At 63.2% G+C, this 15,363-nt stretch carries 11 protein-coding genes; 6 read left to right on the forward strand and 5 right to left on the reverse strand.

Annotated elements, in window-relative coordinates; all coding sequences use genetic code 11:
- Nucleotides 1–115: 115 nt before the first annotated feature.
- The gene (locus tag SJY20_RS01100) at nucleotides 116–244 is read right to left on the reverse strand and encodes a hypothetical protein (RefSeq protein ID WP_380784761.1); all 129 of its coding nucleotides are present in this window, start codon (nucleotides 242–244) and stop codon (nucleotides 116–118) included.
- A gap of 265 nt (nucleotides 245–509) precedes the next feature.
- Nucleotides 510–2,738: a catalase/peroxidase HPI gene (gene katG / locus SJY20_RS01105; RefSeq protein WP_380784762.1), complete on the reverse strand. Its 2,229-nt coding sequence runs from the start codon at nucleotides 2,736–2,738 to the stop codon at nucleotides 510–512.
- A 92-nt stretch (nucleotides 2,739–2,830) separates the two neighbouring features.
- Between katG and SJY20_RS01110 the strand changes: the two genes are divergently transcribed.
- From SJY20_RS01110 to SJY20_RS01125, 4 genes are all read left to right on the forward strand, one after another.
- Nucleotides 2,831–3,730: a LysR substrate-binding domain-containing protein gene (locus tag SJY20_RS01110; RefSeq protein ID WP_380784763.1), complete on the forward strand. Its 900-nt coding sequence runs from the start codon at nucleotides 2,831–2,833 to the stop codon at nucleotides 3,728–3,730.
- 138 nt (nucleotides 3,731–3,868) lie between these two features.
- Nucleotides 3,869–4,297 (forward strand): hypothetical protein, encoded by a 429-nt coding sequence (locus SJY20_RS01115; RefSeq protein ID WP_380784764.1) that lies wholly within the window; start codon nucleotides 3,869–3,871, stop codon nucleotides 4,295–4,297.
- A gap of 32 nt (nucleotides 4,298–4,329) precedes the next feature.
- Nucleotides 4,330–4,821 carry a DUF6438 domain-containing protein gene (locus SJY20_RS01120; protein ID WP_380784765.1) on the forward strand — a complete coding sequence of 164 codons (492 nt, stop codon included), beginning with the start codon at nucleotides 4,330–4,332 and terminating at the stop codon, nucleotides 4,819–4,821.
- 1,130 nt (nucleotides 4,822–5,951) lie between these two features.
- A complete protein-coding gene (locus tag SJY20_RS01125; RefSeq protein ID WP_380784766.1) occupies nucleotides 5,952–8,924 on the forward strand; it encodes a two-component regulator propeller domain-containing protein in 2,973 nt (990 codons plus the stop codon).
- A gap of 303 nt (nucleotides 8,925–9,227) precedes the next feature.
- On the opposite strand, the gene SJY20_RS01130 is transcribed toward SJY20_RS01125, so the two are convergent.
- A complete protein-coding gene (locus tag SJY20_RS01130) occupies nucleotides 9,228–9,647 on the reverse strand; it encodes a DoxX family protein (protein WP_380784767.1) in 420 nt (139 codons plus the stop codon).
- Between the two features lie 337 nt (nucleotides 9,648–9,984).
- The gene (locus SJY20_RS01135) at nucleotides 9,985–10,908 is read right to left on the reverse strand and encodes a LysR family transcriptional regulator (RefSeq protein WP_380784768.1); all 924 of its coding nucleotides are present in this window, start codon (nucleotides 10,906–10,908) and stop codon (nucleotides 9,985–9,987) included.
- Between the two features lie 211 nt (nucleotides 10,909–11,119).
- On the opposite strand from SJY20_RS01135, the gene SJY20_RS01140 reads away from it, so the two are divergent.
- Nucleotides 11,120–11,893, forward strand: coding sequence for an SDR family NAD(P)-dependent oxidoreductase (locus SJY20_RS01140; RefSeq protein WP_380784769.1), 774 nt, complete (start codon nucleotides 11,120–11,122; stop codon nucleotides 11,891–11,893).
- Between the two features lie 1,380 nt (nucleotides 11,894–13,273).
- Here the strand turns inward: SJY20_RS01140 and SJY20_RS01145 are convergent.
- A complete protein-coding gene (locus SJY20_RS01145) occupies nucleotides 13,274–14,170 on the reverse strand; it encodes a fructose bisphosphate aldolase (RefSeq protein ID WP_380784770.1) in 897 nt (298 codons plus the stop codon).
- A 136-nt stretch (nucleotides 14,171–14,306) separates the two neighbouring features.
- Between SJY20_RS01145 and SJY20_RS01150 the strand changes: the two genes are divergently transcribed.
- Entirely contained in the window at nucleotides 14,307–14,990 is a 684-nt protein-coding gene (locus tag SJY20_RS01150; RefSeq protein ID WP_380784771.1) for a spermidine synthase, read from the forward strand.
- The last annotated feature ends 373 nt before the right edge of the window (nucleotides 14,991–15,363 follow it).

Raw genomic sequence — 15,363 nt, forward strand, 5'->3', positions numbered from 1 at the left:
ATCCGCTACTCCTTTCCGCCCGGGTCGCCCACGAAGCCGTCCGCAATCAACTGGCCGATTGCCGGTTTTGCTGGACGTCGACCGCTCCGAATTGAACTCCGGTCATATGCACGGCCTAGTCGAACCGCGAGCCGGACGGGGGGTCGCTGGCTGGAAAGCTCTCCTCCTCGGCTTCGTCGATCGCAGCATCAACATGCTCGCGATCGATCTCGGGTGTGACGTCCTGTGGTTCGAGGGGGTTCATCGGCCGGCTCCTTTTTCAAGGGCCATAGCGCACGGTTTCCGCCTCATATTGGATTTACGACACGCCGTTTGGACGTATCGCTCAAAAATTGTCTGTGGATATCAGCGCTAATTGGCGTTCGCTATCCGCGGTGAACCTCGCGATGTTAGTAGCGTGTCCCGTTTACTGCCAAGGGTGGGATACCTTCAGCCAGTGCGCTCAGCGGTCTCCAAACAAAAAAAGGCGGCCGCTCTCGCGACCGCCTTTTCTCCCGTTCTAGCCGCGGTCAGGTCGCGATGTTCGAAGTCACCGGCTTGGCGGTCACGTCGAAACGGTCGGCATCCATGACCTTCACCCAGGCCTTGACGAAGTCCTTGACGAACTTTTCCTCGTTACCATTCTCAGCATAGACCTCGGCCGTCGCGCGCAGCTGCGAGTTCGAGCCGAACACCAGGTCCGTACGGGTGGCGCGCCATTTTTCGCCCTTCCCGCCACGGTCGTGTCCGATGAATTCCTCGTCACTCGCCGTGTCGACGAGCTGCCAGAACGTCTCGTTGTCGAGCAGATTAACGAAGAAGTCGTTGGTCAGCTGACCCTTGCGATCGGTCAACACGCCCTCGGGCTTGTCGCCGTGATTGGCGCCCAGCACGCGCAGACCACCGAGCAGAACCGTCATTTCGGGAGCCGACAGACCGAGCAGCGAAGCCTTGTCGAGAAGCAACTCCTCGGTCTTCACGGTCTGCCGCGTCCTGAGATAGTTGCGGAAGCCATCGGCTTGCGGCTCCATCCATGCGAAGCTCTCGACGTCGGTCCAGTCCTGTGTTGCATCCCCGCGACCACAGGTGAACGGCACCTTGATCTCGAAACCGGCATCCTTCGCCGCCTTCTCGATTGCCACCGAACCCGCGAGAACAATCGCGTCGGCAAGCGACATCGCACCGCGCAACTCATTAAGCTTGGCAAGCACCGTCGCAAGCTCCGCGGGCTCGTTGATCGCCCAATCCTTCTGAGGCTCCAGCGCGATACGCGCGCCGTTGGCACCGCCCCGGTGATCGGACTTGCGGTAGGTCGAGGCGGAGGCCCAGGCGGTCTTCACGAGCTGACCAACGCTGAGGCCAGAGGCCAGGACCTTTTCCCTGAACGACGTAACATCGGTATCGCTGGGCGTCGTTCCTTCGGGCACCGGATCCTGCCAGATCAGCGTCTCTTCCGGCACCTCCGGCCCGAGGTAACGGACCTTCGGACCCATGTCGCGGTGGGTCAGCTTGAACCAGGCACGCGCGAAGGCGTCATCGAGCGCCGCCTGGTCGTCACGGAACCGCTCGGAAATCGCGCGGAACTCAGGGTCAATCTTCAGAGCCATATCCGCCGTCGTCATGATCGTCGGCACGCGCTTGCTCGGGTCGCGCGCGTCGGGAGCCATGTCCTCCCATTCCTGGTTGATCGGCGTCCACTGCTTCGCACCCGCGGGGCTTTCCGTCAGCTCATACTCGTACTTGAACAGCAGGCGGAAATAGTCGCCGGTCCACTTCGTCGGGTTGTTAGACCACGCACCCTCGATCCCCGAGGTGGTGATGTGGCCCTTGCCGATCTCCTCGCTGTCGGTGAGCCAGCCGAGGCCCTGCATGTGCACGGCTTCCGAAGCAGGTTCCTTACCGAAATTCTCGGCGGGCTTCGCGCCGTGCGTCTTGCCAAAGGCGTGGCCGCCCGCAGTAAGCGCGACCGTCTCCTCCGAGTTCATCGCCATGCGCGAGAAGGTGGCGCGCATGTCACGGGCCGAACCGAGAGGATCCGGATTGCCGCCGGGGCCTTCGGGATTCACGTAGATGAGGCCCATCGAGTCGGCGGCCAGCGGCCCTTCGAGCTCGAGCTCCTCGTCCGGGCGGATCCGCGACTTATGCTCGGCGTGCCCGATCCACTGCTCCTCGGCGCCCCAATAGGTGTCGCCCTCGGACTGATACACGTCCTTGCGGCCGCCGGCGAAGCCGAAGGTCGGGCCGCCCATGCTCTCAATGGCGACGTTGCCGGCCAGAATAAACAGGTCGGCCCAGCTGATGTGCTTGCCGTACTTCTGCTTGAGCGGCCATAGCAGGCGCCGTGCCTTGTCGAGGTTCCCGTTGTCCGGCCAGCTGTTGAGCGGTTCGAAGCGCTGCTGGCCTGACGAAGAGCCACCACGCCCATCGGTAACTCGGTAGGTGCCCGCGGCATGCCACGCCATGCGGATCATGAAGGGGCCGTAGTGACCATAGTCCGCCGGCCACCAGGGCTTGCTGTCGGTCATCAGCGCGGTGAGATCGGCTTTCAGCGCCGCATAGTCGAGCGTCCGGAACGCCTCTGCATAGTCGTAGTCCTCGCCCATGGGGTTGGGCGACACGCCATGCTGGTGAAGGATTTCGACCGGAAGAACGTCGGGCCACCAATCCTTGTTGGTCCGGCCGAGCAGCGAACGGACAGTGCCCGCACCGCCGCCTTTTCCGCCCATCGGGCAGCGCGCGCTAGGATCTTCGTCGGCCATTTAGCTACTCCTCTTATGCGATATTCCAGGTTTAAATTTGAGGAACAAATTTATCCAATGAATTAAAGAGTTTTCTGCTATCGCTTCAGTCGATGAAGCCCCTCCCGTCGCTCAGGCAATTGTCGTATCTGCTCTCACTCCACGAGCATGGGCATTTCGGACGGGCGGCTGTCGCCTCGTTCATCTCACAATCCGCCTTCTCCGCGAGCATAGCTGAGCTCGAGCGTGTGCTTGAGACAAGCCTGGTCGAGCGCTCCAAGCGCCATGTCCGCTTCACCCCGATCGGCGAGGAGATCGTGGTCCGCGCTCGGCAGATGGTGCGAGCTGCCGAAGACCTTCATGTCGCTGCGCAGCGCTCGTACGAGCCGCTTGTGGGCAGCCTGCGATTGGCGGCGATCCCTACAGTTGCGCCGTTCTTGTTGTCCAGTATCCTGCCCGCGATCGCGCGCGACTGGCCGCGACTGCAGCTGTATGTGCGGGAGATGGTGACGAGCGTCGCCCGTGAAGCGATGGAGCGGGGTGCGATCGATTGTGTGCTGCTCGCCCTGCCGGTCGAGTGCGGCGAGGTCGAAAGCATCAATATATCAGTCGATCGCCTGATCCTCGTCGCGGCTAAGGGACAGGATGAGATGGCGTCGCCGCTATGCGATCCCGACGATGACCGATTGCTTCTGCTTGAGAACGGACACTGCCTCAAAGAGCACGCTCTTGCGGCTTGCAACCGGGCAGCTTCGGAGGCTGAAAGCCGGCTGGTCGCCTCCACGCTGCACACGCTCGTACAACTGGTCGATGCCGGTCTAGGCTACACGTTGCTCCCACAGATGGCGATCGACGCCGGCATCCTTGGCGGCACGCGCGTCGAGCCGCGGCCGGCGCCGGCCCTTAACGCGGAGCGACAGATCGCGTTGGTTTGGCGCAGCGGCCATCCGCGTACGAGCGACTTCAGACTGCTTGGCGAGACGATCAGGCAAGCGGCGGGCGGCTCAGCTTAACGCCGCAAATGCTCTCCGAACCTCCTAATTAATCCTCGCTACGCTCGACGAATAAAGGTTTTGCGCCAACGCCAACGTCTGTGGTTCAGGTTCGACCCGTTAGGGGCTGACGCCGACAGTACATAAGGACGGAGCGACATGCCTCTTTTGAAGACCGTTGCTGCTATTGCAGGCCTCGCGATGGCAGGCGCTGCCGCCGCGAGTGTTGACACGTCGCCGAAGCCGGGCGGCGTGTACAAGTTGAAGCCTGGGATCTACGTGCAGAAGGGGGTCTCGTGCGGCACCGCCCCCAACTCCGCAATTCGTCAATATGACGGGCGCGGCATCAGCGATGCGCACTCCCGCTCGTGCCGCGCGCGCATCCTGTCGCGACGTGGGGAAGCGTACGAAGTCAGCCAGTCGTGCATCGACGCTGGTGCGGGTCCCGCTCCGCGAGTCGTTCAGCGCCAGGTCGTCACGGTGCCGGACGCGCTGACCTTCACGATGCGCACGGGGCGTGGCGCCTCTGCCTATCGCTACTGCCCGGCCTACATGCTTCCCGCCGGCATGCCCGGTGCGGCGAGATGAGCGGGTCATCAGTTCGAAAGGTGACGTTAGCCATGACGCTGATGCTCGGGGCGTGCGTCAGCGCTCCAACCGTCAGCACACCTCTCGCATCATCACCGGCCCCTTCCGAAACGATCACCATTTCCGTAGGACCGTGCTTCGGCTTCTGCCCGGTCTACACCGCCAGCTTCGCGTCCGATGGCACGGCGCGCTTCTTCGGCCAGCGCCATACCGCCGTTCTGGGCGAGCGAGCCAAGGACGCCGGTGCGGAAGCCTACCGCGAACTTGCACGCGACCTTGCGGTGTTCCAGCCGGCGACCGGCGCGGAAGCGGCGATCGAATGCACTGCAGCGATATCCGATACCTCGGAATATACGGTCACCTGGACCGGTGCCAACGGCAGGAAAACAGTAGCTACGGTGCCGAGCGGCTGTCCCGGCGGCCCGGGAAACACGCTTGTACGGATCCTCCGCGACGTTCCCAAAAGGCTCGGCATTGAAGATTGGACGAAGCAGACCACGCGCCCAGGTGAGTCGCGCGGGTGACATCCCTTGCGATACCGTTGCGTTCTGCGACGAGAAACGCTTCAATCGCGAGGCCGTAGTCACCAACGTGCCTATTACGGATGATGCTCAGAAGGCGATTCAATCGACTTCTCGGTGAGCCTGCCTACGGTTGGGTGGAGGTCGCCTAGCGGCTTGGACATACACGTCCTCCACCCGGTTGCAGAAAAAAAAGGCGGCGGCCAACGTCGCGCCGTTCCGATGGACGAGGTTTACATGCCTTGTCTCTCCCAGTGCATGCCAGCGCCGCTGAGCTGCATCGACAGGAAAGGCGCGTCGGTCGCTCACCGATCGAGGACGCGAACCGCGGTGACCGCCTCGGCTGCCTGGTGAACTTTGCCGTGAGAATCGTCGGCTTACGGCCGCTCAGAAGCTCCGAGAGGTCATCGTTCCGTCGAATGACCCACAGGGCTTCCGAGATAAAGCTCGCGCGTTCTGCCTGGTCTAGCGCTCGGTATCGTCGTCCTCTGTGGAGGCTCTCGGGTTCCTGTCGCTGGTCCGCGTCGATCCGAGCGCAGCAGCTGGAGGAGCGTAATGCCGGGGATTGTCGTCGTTGTGCTTGGCATGGCGTGCGCCGCGGCGGTCCTGTCCTCGATCGACAGAGCCACACCGTCACCGCTTGCGGATTCAGCGAACCGATCGCGTGGATAAGCTGATTGATGTCGACCGCGCTTGCGGAAGCGGTGATTGTTCAGACCGGCACGGCACTAGTTGATACGTTCGGGTACGCGGCGAGCGGTAAGGCAGGAGGGCGACCTTCGCCTAGTTTCCGATCGTTAGATGAGGACGGCACCGACAAATCGACATGCTCGTCAGCGGTTCTGTCGGCACAACGTTGAATGGGAATGCGATACCATCGTATGGCGAGTCTCTCTCCGCTCGATCGGAACGGCCATGAACCATTGCTCGGTCTGGAACAGACATGGATCGTCGGCGACCACCGAAAGCGAAGCATACCGCCAGTTCGCGTGCTCGTCCGAATCCGTACAGACCCCGCGGCCAAGATGAACATCCGACGGTGCCAAGCGATCAAGCGAAACCGCTACCGCGTCGGTAGACCTTGCGACAGGGTGCCTGCGAGCGGGCGGTCGGGCGGCTACGTGCACAATAGCATGCTGCGGACATTCATAGCGCTTCTTGCCGGGCTGCTTTCGACCTGTATGCTGCCGTCGGCGGGATCCGGACAGGACCTGCAGCTCGTCCATCGAAGCTGGACGCTGCGAGATCATGCTCCGCGGTTCATAGGTGCACTCGCGCAGGACAGGGACGGCTACCTCTGGATCGGCAGCAACGACGGGTTGTTCCGTTTCGATGGTTTGGTGTTCGAACGGATTACGCCGCCGCCGGGGCAGCGAAGGACTGCCATCGTGGTGACCGCGCTGGTGGCCGATCCCAGCGGGGGGGTCTGGGTCGGCTACGGCGGGCATGGGGGAGTTTCCCGTTTCGCCAACGGGGTGATGCTGAGCGCACGCATGCCAAAACCGCCACTGGAAATCACCGATCTGAGCTTTGATCGGACGGGTCGCCTGTGGGCATCCGGAAGCGGCGAAATGTCCGGTCTGTGGCGGCTGGCAGGTCGGGAGTGGCGAGAAACGGTCATGTCCAACGGGCAGCCGATCGATCAACCCGGAAAGGTGTTCGTAGCTCGCAACGGTACGACGTGGATACCTGCATGGGGCGATCTCTTCTATCAGCGCAGGGGAAGCGGGATACTGGAACGGGCGCCGTTCAAGCCGAAGAAGGTATCGTCCCTGTTTGAGGATCGGCATGATGTCCTCTGGCTGCTGGATACGGAAGGGTTGCGCGGCCTGCCGGCGTGGGACGAGGGTGCTCGGTCTGCGCCGCGGCCGCCGGTCGCACGATCTCCGGCAAACCAGTTCATCAAAGCCATCATGGACGATCGTGCTCGGATCTGGGCCGTGACGGTGACGAGCGGTGCCTTCAGCGTTCTCCCTGCCGACGGAAAGATCGGTCGGATCACGGAAGCAAACGGTTTGGCTTCCGACCGTGCCTGGGCGGTGCTTTCCGACCGGGGGGGCAACATATGGATCGGAAGCGAGCGAGGACTGGACAGATTTCGCACTGCGCTCATCAAGGACGTCCCCGATCTGCCACGGAACGCCCCGATGGGGTACCATATGGCGGTTGTGGACGGTCGGGTCTTCGTCGCGAGTGGTGACGCCGTCTGGTCCATGACGGTCGGAAGACCGAGCCGTCTCGCCGTCTCCATACGGGAGGGCGTCAGCGCGCTGTGCGCCGGCGCCAGTCATCAGGTTTGGGCCCTGGACGACGACGAGGCTATCGCAGTGTCGGGGCCGAACCGCGGGGAGCGAGTTCGTCTGCCTGACAGCGTCAGCGATCTGCCATCCTGCGCTGTCGACCGCGAAGGAGCGCTCTGGGTGGCATCGGACACGTTCGGTCTCGTTCAGCTGAGGAACGGCGCTTGGCGGAGGCACATGCTGTCGGCGTCGCTTGGCGTGCCGTACATAGTGACAATCGATCGCCGTAACCGCCCGGTCGTCATTACGAAGCTCAACGCCATCGTCAGGTTGGACGGCACACGGCTGCAAGTATGGCACGGGGATCGAATCGGGTTCGAACAGCCGTTGGCATTCGGGTACGACGCACCGCAGCTCGTGCTGGGCGGCGTTACGGGACTCCTCCGCCTTGGCGAGCACGGTTCAGAAAAGCTCGACGTCTCTGATCATCCCTGGCTTCGAAACATCAAAGGGATCACGGCGCAACCCGATGGGCGGACCTGGCTCATCGGATATTACGGAATATTCCGAGTGGCGACGAAGGCACTCGATCAGGCGTTCGCCCATCCGCATCGGCCCATCCCCCACGAGACGTTCGATCAGGATGACGCACGCATCGCGGTACCCCAACGGAACGTGGGGCTGCAGGCGGCGACTGGAGGCGACGGCTCGTTGTGGATGCTCACGCGTCGCGGCGTGATGACGGTGGGTGCCGGAGTGACGACGGTCGGGATGGCGCCGCCGTTTTCGATCAGGATCGCAAGCGCCAAGCTCCCTGAACGCACGTACGCCGACCCTCATGATCTCAAGCTACCCAACAACCCGGGAACGCTGACCTTGGTCTACGGGGCGCTCGATCTGACCACCGCGCTCCAACGCCGCTACAGGACGATGCTGCAGGGGGCCGACGACCGCTGGGTGGACCGGGAAGATGGTAGGGAGGTGAGCTTCGCCAATCTCTCCCCGGGGTCCTACCGGTTCGTCGTCCAGACGAACGGGAGAATGGGCGAATGGCAGGAGCCGGGAGCCGCGCTCGCCTTCACCGTCGCCCCGGCCTTCTATCAGACACGCTGGTTCCTGATCCTGAGCGGCCTCGTCGTGCTGACTCTGATCTGGATCGGGCATCGCTGGAGAATGAGCGTCATCGGCGAGCGCATGCGTCGTAGGGCGCGGACGCAGGCGGAGGAGCGTGAACGGATTGCGCGCGAGCTCCACGATACGTTCCTGCAGAGCGTCCAGGGCCTGATGTTGCGGTTCCAGGCGATTGCGGACACCTTCAAGCCGACGACGCGGGAACGCGTGTTGATGGAAGCGGCGTTGAATCGGAGCGACGACGTGCTGCTGGAAGGGCGCGAGCGCGTGATGTCCCTTCGCACTGACCGAGTGCAGGGGGACCTGCGGGCGAACCTCACTTCCACGGTGGGTCGGGAAGCCGACATCGCGTTCAACGGCGCGGATAGGGAGATCGTCGATGAAGTCGTCGAAGAAATCGACGCCATCGTGAGCGAAGCCGTATCCAATGCACGTCGCCATGCTGGTGCGGATCACATACTCGTCACGGTCGAGTTCGAAAGTCGAGCGCTGACTGTCACGATCGCCGACGACGGCATCGGCATCGATCCCGCGATCGAACTCGCCGGCGCCAAGCCCGGGCACTTCGGGCTAATCGGCATGCGGGAGCGCGCGCGCGTGTTGAAGGCACGGCTGGTGGTGTCCCGACGTGCTAGCGGAGGCACCAGCGTGCAGGTCGTAGTCCCATCGTCAACTTGCTACGTCCGGCAACGATGGTGGAGAACTGCTCCGGTGATCGGCCCCCGAAGCCGCTAGCGAAGCCATGATGTGCTCGATTTTCAAACGGTCCGTCATCCTTGCCGCCGACGCGGATCCCTCGGAGACAAAGTCGGGACTGCAGCCGTTGCCGTTCGCCATCCTTCGAGTTGCTTCGCAAGAATTCGGAGCCACCGACCTGGCCAAGCGCCGACCTTTGAAAAGCGGGCCGTTCGGCCGACTGAACGCGTAGGAGTGAACGAGAGCGCTTGAGGTGGTGCGAGCGGCGACATGCGCCTCTTCCGCAGAATCTGATCGAACGGCGTGGCCGGGTGCGAACGCGCGGTCACGCCGTTCGAAAGTTCAACGACGTCCGTCGAAGCTCCAGGTGCCCGCACCGAAGGCGACTACGTTCAGGAGTCCGCCGGCGATCGCCACGTTCTTGAAGAAGTGGATGAACTGGTTCTGATCACCGAGTTCGCAGTGGAATATAAGCGCCGTGACGATGGAGAAGGCCGCCAGTACAGAAGCGACTGACCGCGTCCGGTAGCCGAGGGCGAGCGCTGCGCCTCCGACGAGTTCCACGAGCGCGGCTAGGGCGAAGCAGAGCTGCGGTAGCGGCAGCCCGACGGACTCGATGTATCCGATGGTTGCCGCGGGAGCTGCAATTTTGGACAGTCCGCTGAGGATGAAGATGGTGGCGATGCCGACCCTTCCGATCAGCGGCAGTGCATTGGAGGTCGGATTAGAAACGTCTGTGGAATTGAAGGGCAGCGTAGCCATTGTACATCTCCTTTCGGCGGCACTAAGCGGTCGCCGGATGCTTGGAAGATGGCCCTGCCTGCAATCTGGAAAAGTCGTATTATCTTGTTTGGATCGTTCGAACATCTTGGAATGCCAGAGCGGACCGGTCGCGGCCTTGCCGCTGTTCGACCGATCCGCCGACGCGATCATCGGGATGCCGCGCTGCCGACTGCATCGGCCATTCACCGTCAGCCCCGCCTCCGCCAAGGAGGTCCCGCTACCGACCCGTTCGGCGGCTCGGACGCCCTGCCAGTCGTTGGCGCTCGGGGGCGGGCGGACGCGTTTTCGCAGTGGCTCCAACGGAGAACGACGTCACCTAGTTCGGATCGAGGACTGCGCCTTCAATCATGAACGTCCGGAGCCGAGGCACGAAGAATTCCAGAAAGACGCGGACCCTGGCGGGAAGCCGATGCGGACCGAGATAGAGTGCGGCGACGTGTTCCTCGTCGCCCACGCCCGCGTCGGCCAGGACCTCGACGAGTCGGCCAGCGGCAAGGTCGGCCCGGGCGTGATACTCCCCTAGACGGGCAAGTCCGGCGCCGGCGACGGCCAGGCGCCGGACTGTCTCGCCGTTGTTGGCGAGCAGCGTGCCCGCGACCATGCGGTCGACTATGCGGCCGCCCGTCCGCATGGGCCACACCGGCTGAGTCCGCTGAAAGTTGAAGCCAAGGCAGTTGTGCCGGTCGAGGTCCTCGACCGTCGTCGGGATGCCGTTGCGGTCGAGGTACTCGGGGGCCGCGACGATCAGACGTCGAGCCGTGCCGATCCTTCGCGCCGTGAGCGACGAATCGTCCATGCCACCGACGCGGAACGCGATGTCCGTCCGTTCCAGATAGAGGTCGGCCATCTCGTCCGAAAGCGACAGGTCGATCACGATGTTCGGATGCGCCTGCCAGAAGGCGGGAAGGAGAGGTTCGACCGCGATGGTACCGAAGGCTACGGATGCGTTTATGCGGACGGTGCCGCTGGCGCCTGCACTGCCGACCGTGAGTTCCCGTTCGAGTTCGTCCAGGTCGGACAGCATCCGCAGTGCGCGCTCGTGGTACAGATGACCCTCGGTCGTCAGCGAGAGTCGCCGCGTCGACCGTTCGACCAGGCGAACCCCCAGCCGCTCCTCGAGCCGAACGACGAGTTTGGACACCGTGGACGGAGTCATCTTCAGCCGTCGCGCAGCGGCGGAGAAGCTTCCGGTCTCGACGACTGCGACGAACACCTGCATTTCGCCAGCGCGATTGTCCATCCGGCTCGTCCTGATCTGTGAATTCGCTTCCATGCTTAAGTGGAACGGTCGCCGGTTATCAACCGCAGTGGCGGGCGCCATATCGCTCTCACGGAAGTGGCATGACGACGGGCGACGCGGATAATGCTCGACCCGCCCGGCTTGCTCGGGCGGAATGTCGCCTGACTGGCTCTTCGGACGCCTCCGATTGGAACGGTTGAAAGGAAGCAACATGGATCTGCAACTCGGCGGCAAGACCGCGCTCGTCACCGGTTCGACCGCCGGAATTGGTCTGGAAATCGCGCGCCGCCTTGCGGCAGAGGGCGCGGACGTCGTGATCTGCGGCCGCAATCAGACGAAGCTGGATGCTGTCGCGGCGGAGATCGGAGCGCGTGGCGTGCTTGCCGATCCAGCAACCGCCGAGGGCGCCGAGGCTTTGGTCGAGGCCGTTCCCGACGTCGACGTGCTGGTCAACAATCTCGGAATCTACGAGGCAAAACCATTCGGTGAGATCACCGACGAGGATTGGCGACGCTTCTTCGAAATCAACGTGCTGTCCGGTGCCCGGCTGGCACGGTCGTACTTCCCGGGGATGATCGCACGTGATTGGGGCAGAGTGATCTTCATCTCGAGCGAGTCCGGGGTGATGGTCCCGTCCGACATGATCCATTACGGCATGACCAAGACGGCCCAGTTGTCGATCTCTCGCGGACTGGCAGGGTTGACCAAGGGGACGCGCGTGACGGTCAACACCGTGATGCCGGGAACGACCCGTTCCGAAGGCATCGTCGACTTCCTGAAGAGCGTAGCCGAAGATCCCGACGCTCCGGCCGAGGAGATCGAGCGGGCCTTCTTCGCGAAGGACCGGGCGACGTCCCTCATTCAACGAATGATCGAGCCCGAAGAGATCGCGGCGATGGTCGCCTATGTCGCAAGTCCGCTGTCGTCGGCCACCAACGGTGCGGCGCTGCGCGTCGATGGCGGCATCACTCCTACCATCGTCTGAGAGGAGAGCATGGCGTCCACTGCGAGCGTTGGCATTCGCTGACGGACACGGAGCCGGGACGTCGTTTCCAAACGAGGTCGCCAAACCTGCACGCCGAGGCGTTCTGCGCAGTTCAGGCCGACACGATCTCTTCGGCAAGGGCCAGCGCGGACGCGATCCACGGCGTCAGGTCGGCGATTGCGAAGTCCGGATGAGCAGGCGAGCGCGGGATCGTCGTGAGGAGCCAGCCGGTCCAGTCCTCGTCCTCCAGTGAGACGAATCCGCCGGCCCCCTCCGTGGCGAGACCTCGACCGCCGTCTCCACCGAGAACGCGATCTGCGTCTGTAACTGATCGAACGCGACGGCGCTGAGGAACGTATGGAGCCCTCTGACATAGCGGAAGGCGACGCTGCCTTCGTGGAGCGGATTCCGGGGTTATCCTGCTCGACCGATCACATGATCGACGTTGCAATAAGGTGCATCTTCGTCGAACCACGGCAAGGTTGCAGGCTCCATGAAACACTTAGGCGGCACGGCCGATCCGACGAAGAGACGGGGATCACGAGGCGAACAGGTTGCGCCACGGGCTGGCTTCAGGAGAGATCGTTGCGACGAACATGGTGCAGCAGCCCATGTTCCCCAAAGCGCGATCGAGAACGCCCATCGCGTCCGCGAGCGCCCCACCGCCAGCGGTGGAACGGTCGCCGGCAGACGTGCCGGATCACGAATTCGGCAAACCCGTTCACTGAGGCCCTCGGAGTGTACCGCGACGGTCCGTCCGATCGGCGCTTCCGCCTACGCTCGCGCATCCGGTGCTGGAACCCGGCCGAACCAGCCCGAACGTCTTGGCTCCCCTCGAAAGCGCGAGAGGCTCTCTCCGGCACGTCGGTATTCACCGGTCCGCGGATACCTTCCTCTATAAGAAGAATCTAGAAAGAGATTGTTGAAGTAGTTGGCGGGTGGATCGCGGGCACCACGACATGGTCCCTGAATCGCCAACAGGTTGACCACCGTCGCATCGGCGAATTCCGCCGATTCGATACAGCCACCCCCGTTATTCACAGCCTGAGGATAGAATCGGCTGCTGTGTGCGGAGGTGTGGACAACATCAGGGTTCTCCACAACGGTGCCTCGGAACGTCCCCCTATCCGGATTATCCCCGTCCGGGGCCACGAGTTATCCACAGGGTTGTCGGAACACCGCGACGCAGCCCATTTCGCCGAGGCACGAACCCGGCAACGCGCTCGACGGGATTGACCGGACCGACGGGATCGACGCGTTGGCGCAAAGCGCGCATCAGCTGATGCGCGAGGCCCGCGGAACGACCTTCTGGAGGACTGCGAGGTGGCCTCCACCGGCCTCACCTGCTCGCTGGGTGCAGAGCTATCCGCTTCTGGCGGTCTACGTCTTCTTCGTCGAAGCCAGATAGATTTGGTCGATCGCGGTCTTTAAGACTGCGTCGAACGTCGCGTCGTCCATGTCGTGCCGCAGGTCGCCGATGAGCGCGCGGGAGAAGCTCGCGATCATGCCGTGATCGGTCGACAATCTCCGGCATGCCTCGTCTCGGGAATAGCCGCCTGAAAGCGCTACGACCCGTGTAACCCGAGGATGTGCCGCCAGGGGAGCATAGTGATCGCTCACATCCGGAATGGTTAGCTTGAGCATGACGCTTCGCTCGGACGGCAGCGCGTCGAGACTCGCGAGCAGTTCGTCGAGCAGGATCGCCTCCGCCCCGGACTTGTCGGGGCTTCCGATCAGGATCTCCGGCTCGATGATGGGCATGAGGCCGAACTCGGCGATGCGCTCCGCGAACTGGAACTGCTGGGTGACTATCGAGGAAATGCCGCTGGGTGACGGAAGCCGGATGGTAGAGCGCATCTTCGTACCGAAGATGCGCAGCTTCACTGCTCGGCCGAGTACCGTTTCCAAGCCAGGTACGGGCTTCATGAGGCTGACCCCGTCCGTCTCGCCTTCCAACCCCTTGTCGACCTTGAGGAACGGCACGATCCTTCGCTCGGCCCAGAGCAAGGTAGGCACGGGCGTTTCGCCGATGGTACCGTCCATGGTCGCCTCGAAGAGGATTGCGGCGATCACCTTGTCCGACGTGAACGAAGGAGCAGTCATGACTCGGACCCGGAAGTCATGGATGAGCGCGGACATCTCAGCATCACTGGTGTAAGCGTCGTCCGGGACGCCATAGGCTCTGAGCGCGCCCGGCGTCGATCCGCCGCTCTGGTCCAAGGCAGCTATGAAGCCTGCCTTCTGCGACATTCGGGTCGCCATCTCCTCGTATGACATGCGATGTACTCTCTTGCCTTCTGGGGGTAACGAACCCCTCTCCGAAACGGGCGCACGGACAATTGGCTCCGTCGCGCCACGCTCGGCTCCTGCTCCCCCGCATGACGCCGTGCGGCAGCCCCAAGGTAGGCACCACATGCATCCTCGAGAACTCCTTGGAACGGCGGCCGTGCCGGGTGCGGTCGAGGAGCTGCGGCTGTACCGTCGTGGCGGCGACTTCATGATCCTGCATGACCGCGTTGAGCTCATGAGCACGCGCATGAGCGGGTCGGAGGAGGCGTTGTCCGTGATGACCTGCGCTCGACTGGACGATCGGGCCGGGCCTCATCTTCTGATCGGCGGCTACGGCATGGGCTTCACGCTCCGTGCGGCTCTCGCCGCTCTGGACAAAAACGCCCGGATCACGGTCGTCGAGCTCGTTCCCGAAATCATCGCCTGGGCGAGGGGACCGATGACGGACCTGACGGCTGACTGCATGGACGATCCGCGAGTGCGGCTGGTGCAGGGGGACGTAGCCGAGATCATCGCCGAGACGCTGTCAGCATACGATGCGATCCTTCTGGATGTGGACAACGGTCCGGACGGGCTGACGCGGAAAGCCAACGATCGCCTCTATTCCATGCGCGGGCTGGCTTCCGCCAAGCGGGCGCTGACGCCCGGCGGCATTCTTTCGATCTGGTCCGCCGCGGCCGATCCGGTCTTCAGGAAACGCCTGGAGAAATCAGGCTTTCGGACCGACGAGGTGGTCGTCCGTGCGCGAAGCAATGGAAAGGGACCGCGGCACGTGATCTGGTTCGCATCGGCCGCCCATGCCGGTTAGGCCTAGCGAACTCGTCATCGCCTTGGCAGCCTTCTCTAGGACCAGGACGCGGAGCGCGCCGTAGTCGTTCTGCAGTCGCCTGGAACGACAGCCTACCGTCAGTTTGAAGACCGTCCGTTCACGAGAACTGGATGCAGCCATCGACAGCACCGATTTGGCCTCATGTAGTCGCTTTCGGGCGACGCGAGCTACCAGACCAGCTTGGCGAAGTCTTCCTGCTCCGGCACGCGGCAGTTCTGGAGATCACGGGCGACCGCTGCTTCGTGAAAAGGTGTCGGCGAAGTTGGATGCCCTCGATACCGGATCCGATTGAGGCGGTTGCCACGGCCTTGGCCCCGCAGAGATGATCGAGCGCCGCAACTGTTGCCGGCGC

Origin of the sequence: Sphingomonas sp. R86521, from assembly GCF_042466235.1 — a bacterium.
Taxonomy (GTDB): Bacteria; Pseudomonadota; Alphaproteobacteria; order Sphingomonadales; family Sphingomonadaceae; genus Sphingomonas.

Bases quoted from the DNA above. Each gene is read 5' to 3' on its own strand.
- SJY20_RS01100 (WP_380784761.1), bottom strand. From the start codon at position 244: ATGAACCCCCTCGAACCACAGGACGTCACACCCGAGATCGATCGCGAG.
- katG (WP_380784762.1), bottom strand. From the start codon at position 2,738: ATGGCCGACGAAGATCCTAGCGCGCGCTGCCCGATGGGCGGAAAAGGC.
- SJY20_RS01110 (WP_380784763.1), top strand. From the start codon at position 2,831: ATGAAGCCCCTCCCGTCGCTCAGGCAATTGTCGTATCTGCTCTCACTC.
- SJY20_RS01115 (WP_380784764.1), top strand. From the start codon at position 3,869: ATGCCTCTTTTGAAGACCGTTGCTGCTATTGCAGGCCTCGCGATGGCA.
- SJY20_RS01120 (WP_380784765.1), top strand. From the start codon at position 4,330: ATGACGCTGATGCTCGGGGCGTGCGTCAGCGCTCCAACCGTCAGCACA.
- SJY20_RS01125 (WP_380784766.1), top strand. From the start codon at position 5,952: ATGCTGCGGACATTCATAGCGCTTCTTGCCGGGCTGCTTTCGACCTGT.
- SJY20_RS01130 (WP_380784767.1), bottom strand. From the start codon at position 9,647: ATGGCTACGCTGCCCTTCAATTCCACAGACGTTTCTAATCCGACCTCC.
- SJY20_RS01135 (WP_380784768.1), bottom strand. From the start codon at position 10,908: ATGGACAATCGCGCTGGCGAAATGCAGGTGTTCGTCGCAGTCGTCGAG.
- SJY20_RS01140 (WP_380784769.1), top strand. From the start codon at position 11,120: ATGGATCTGCAACTCGGCGGCAAGACCGCGCTCGTCACCGGTTCGACC.
- SJY20_RS01145 (WP_380784770.1), bottom strand. From the start codon at position 14,170: ATGTCATACGAGGAGATGGCGACCCGAATGTCGCAGAAGGCAGGCTTC.
- SJY20_RS01150 (WP_380784771.1), top strand. From the start codon at position 14,307: ATGCATCCTCGAGAACTCCTTGGAACGGCGGCCGTGCCGGGTGCGGTC.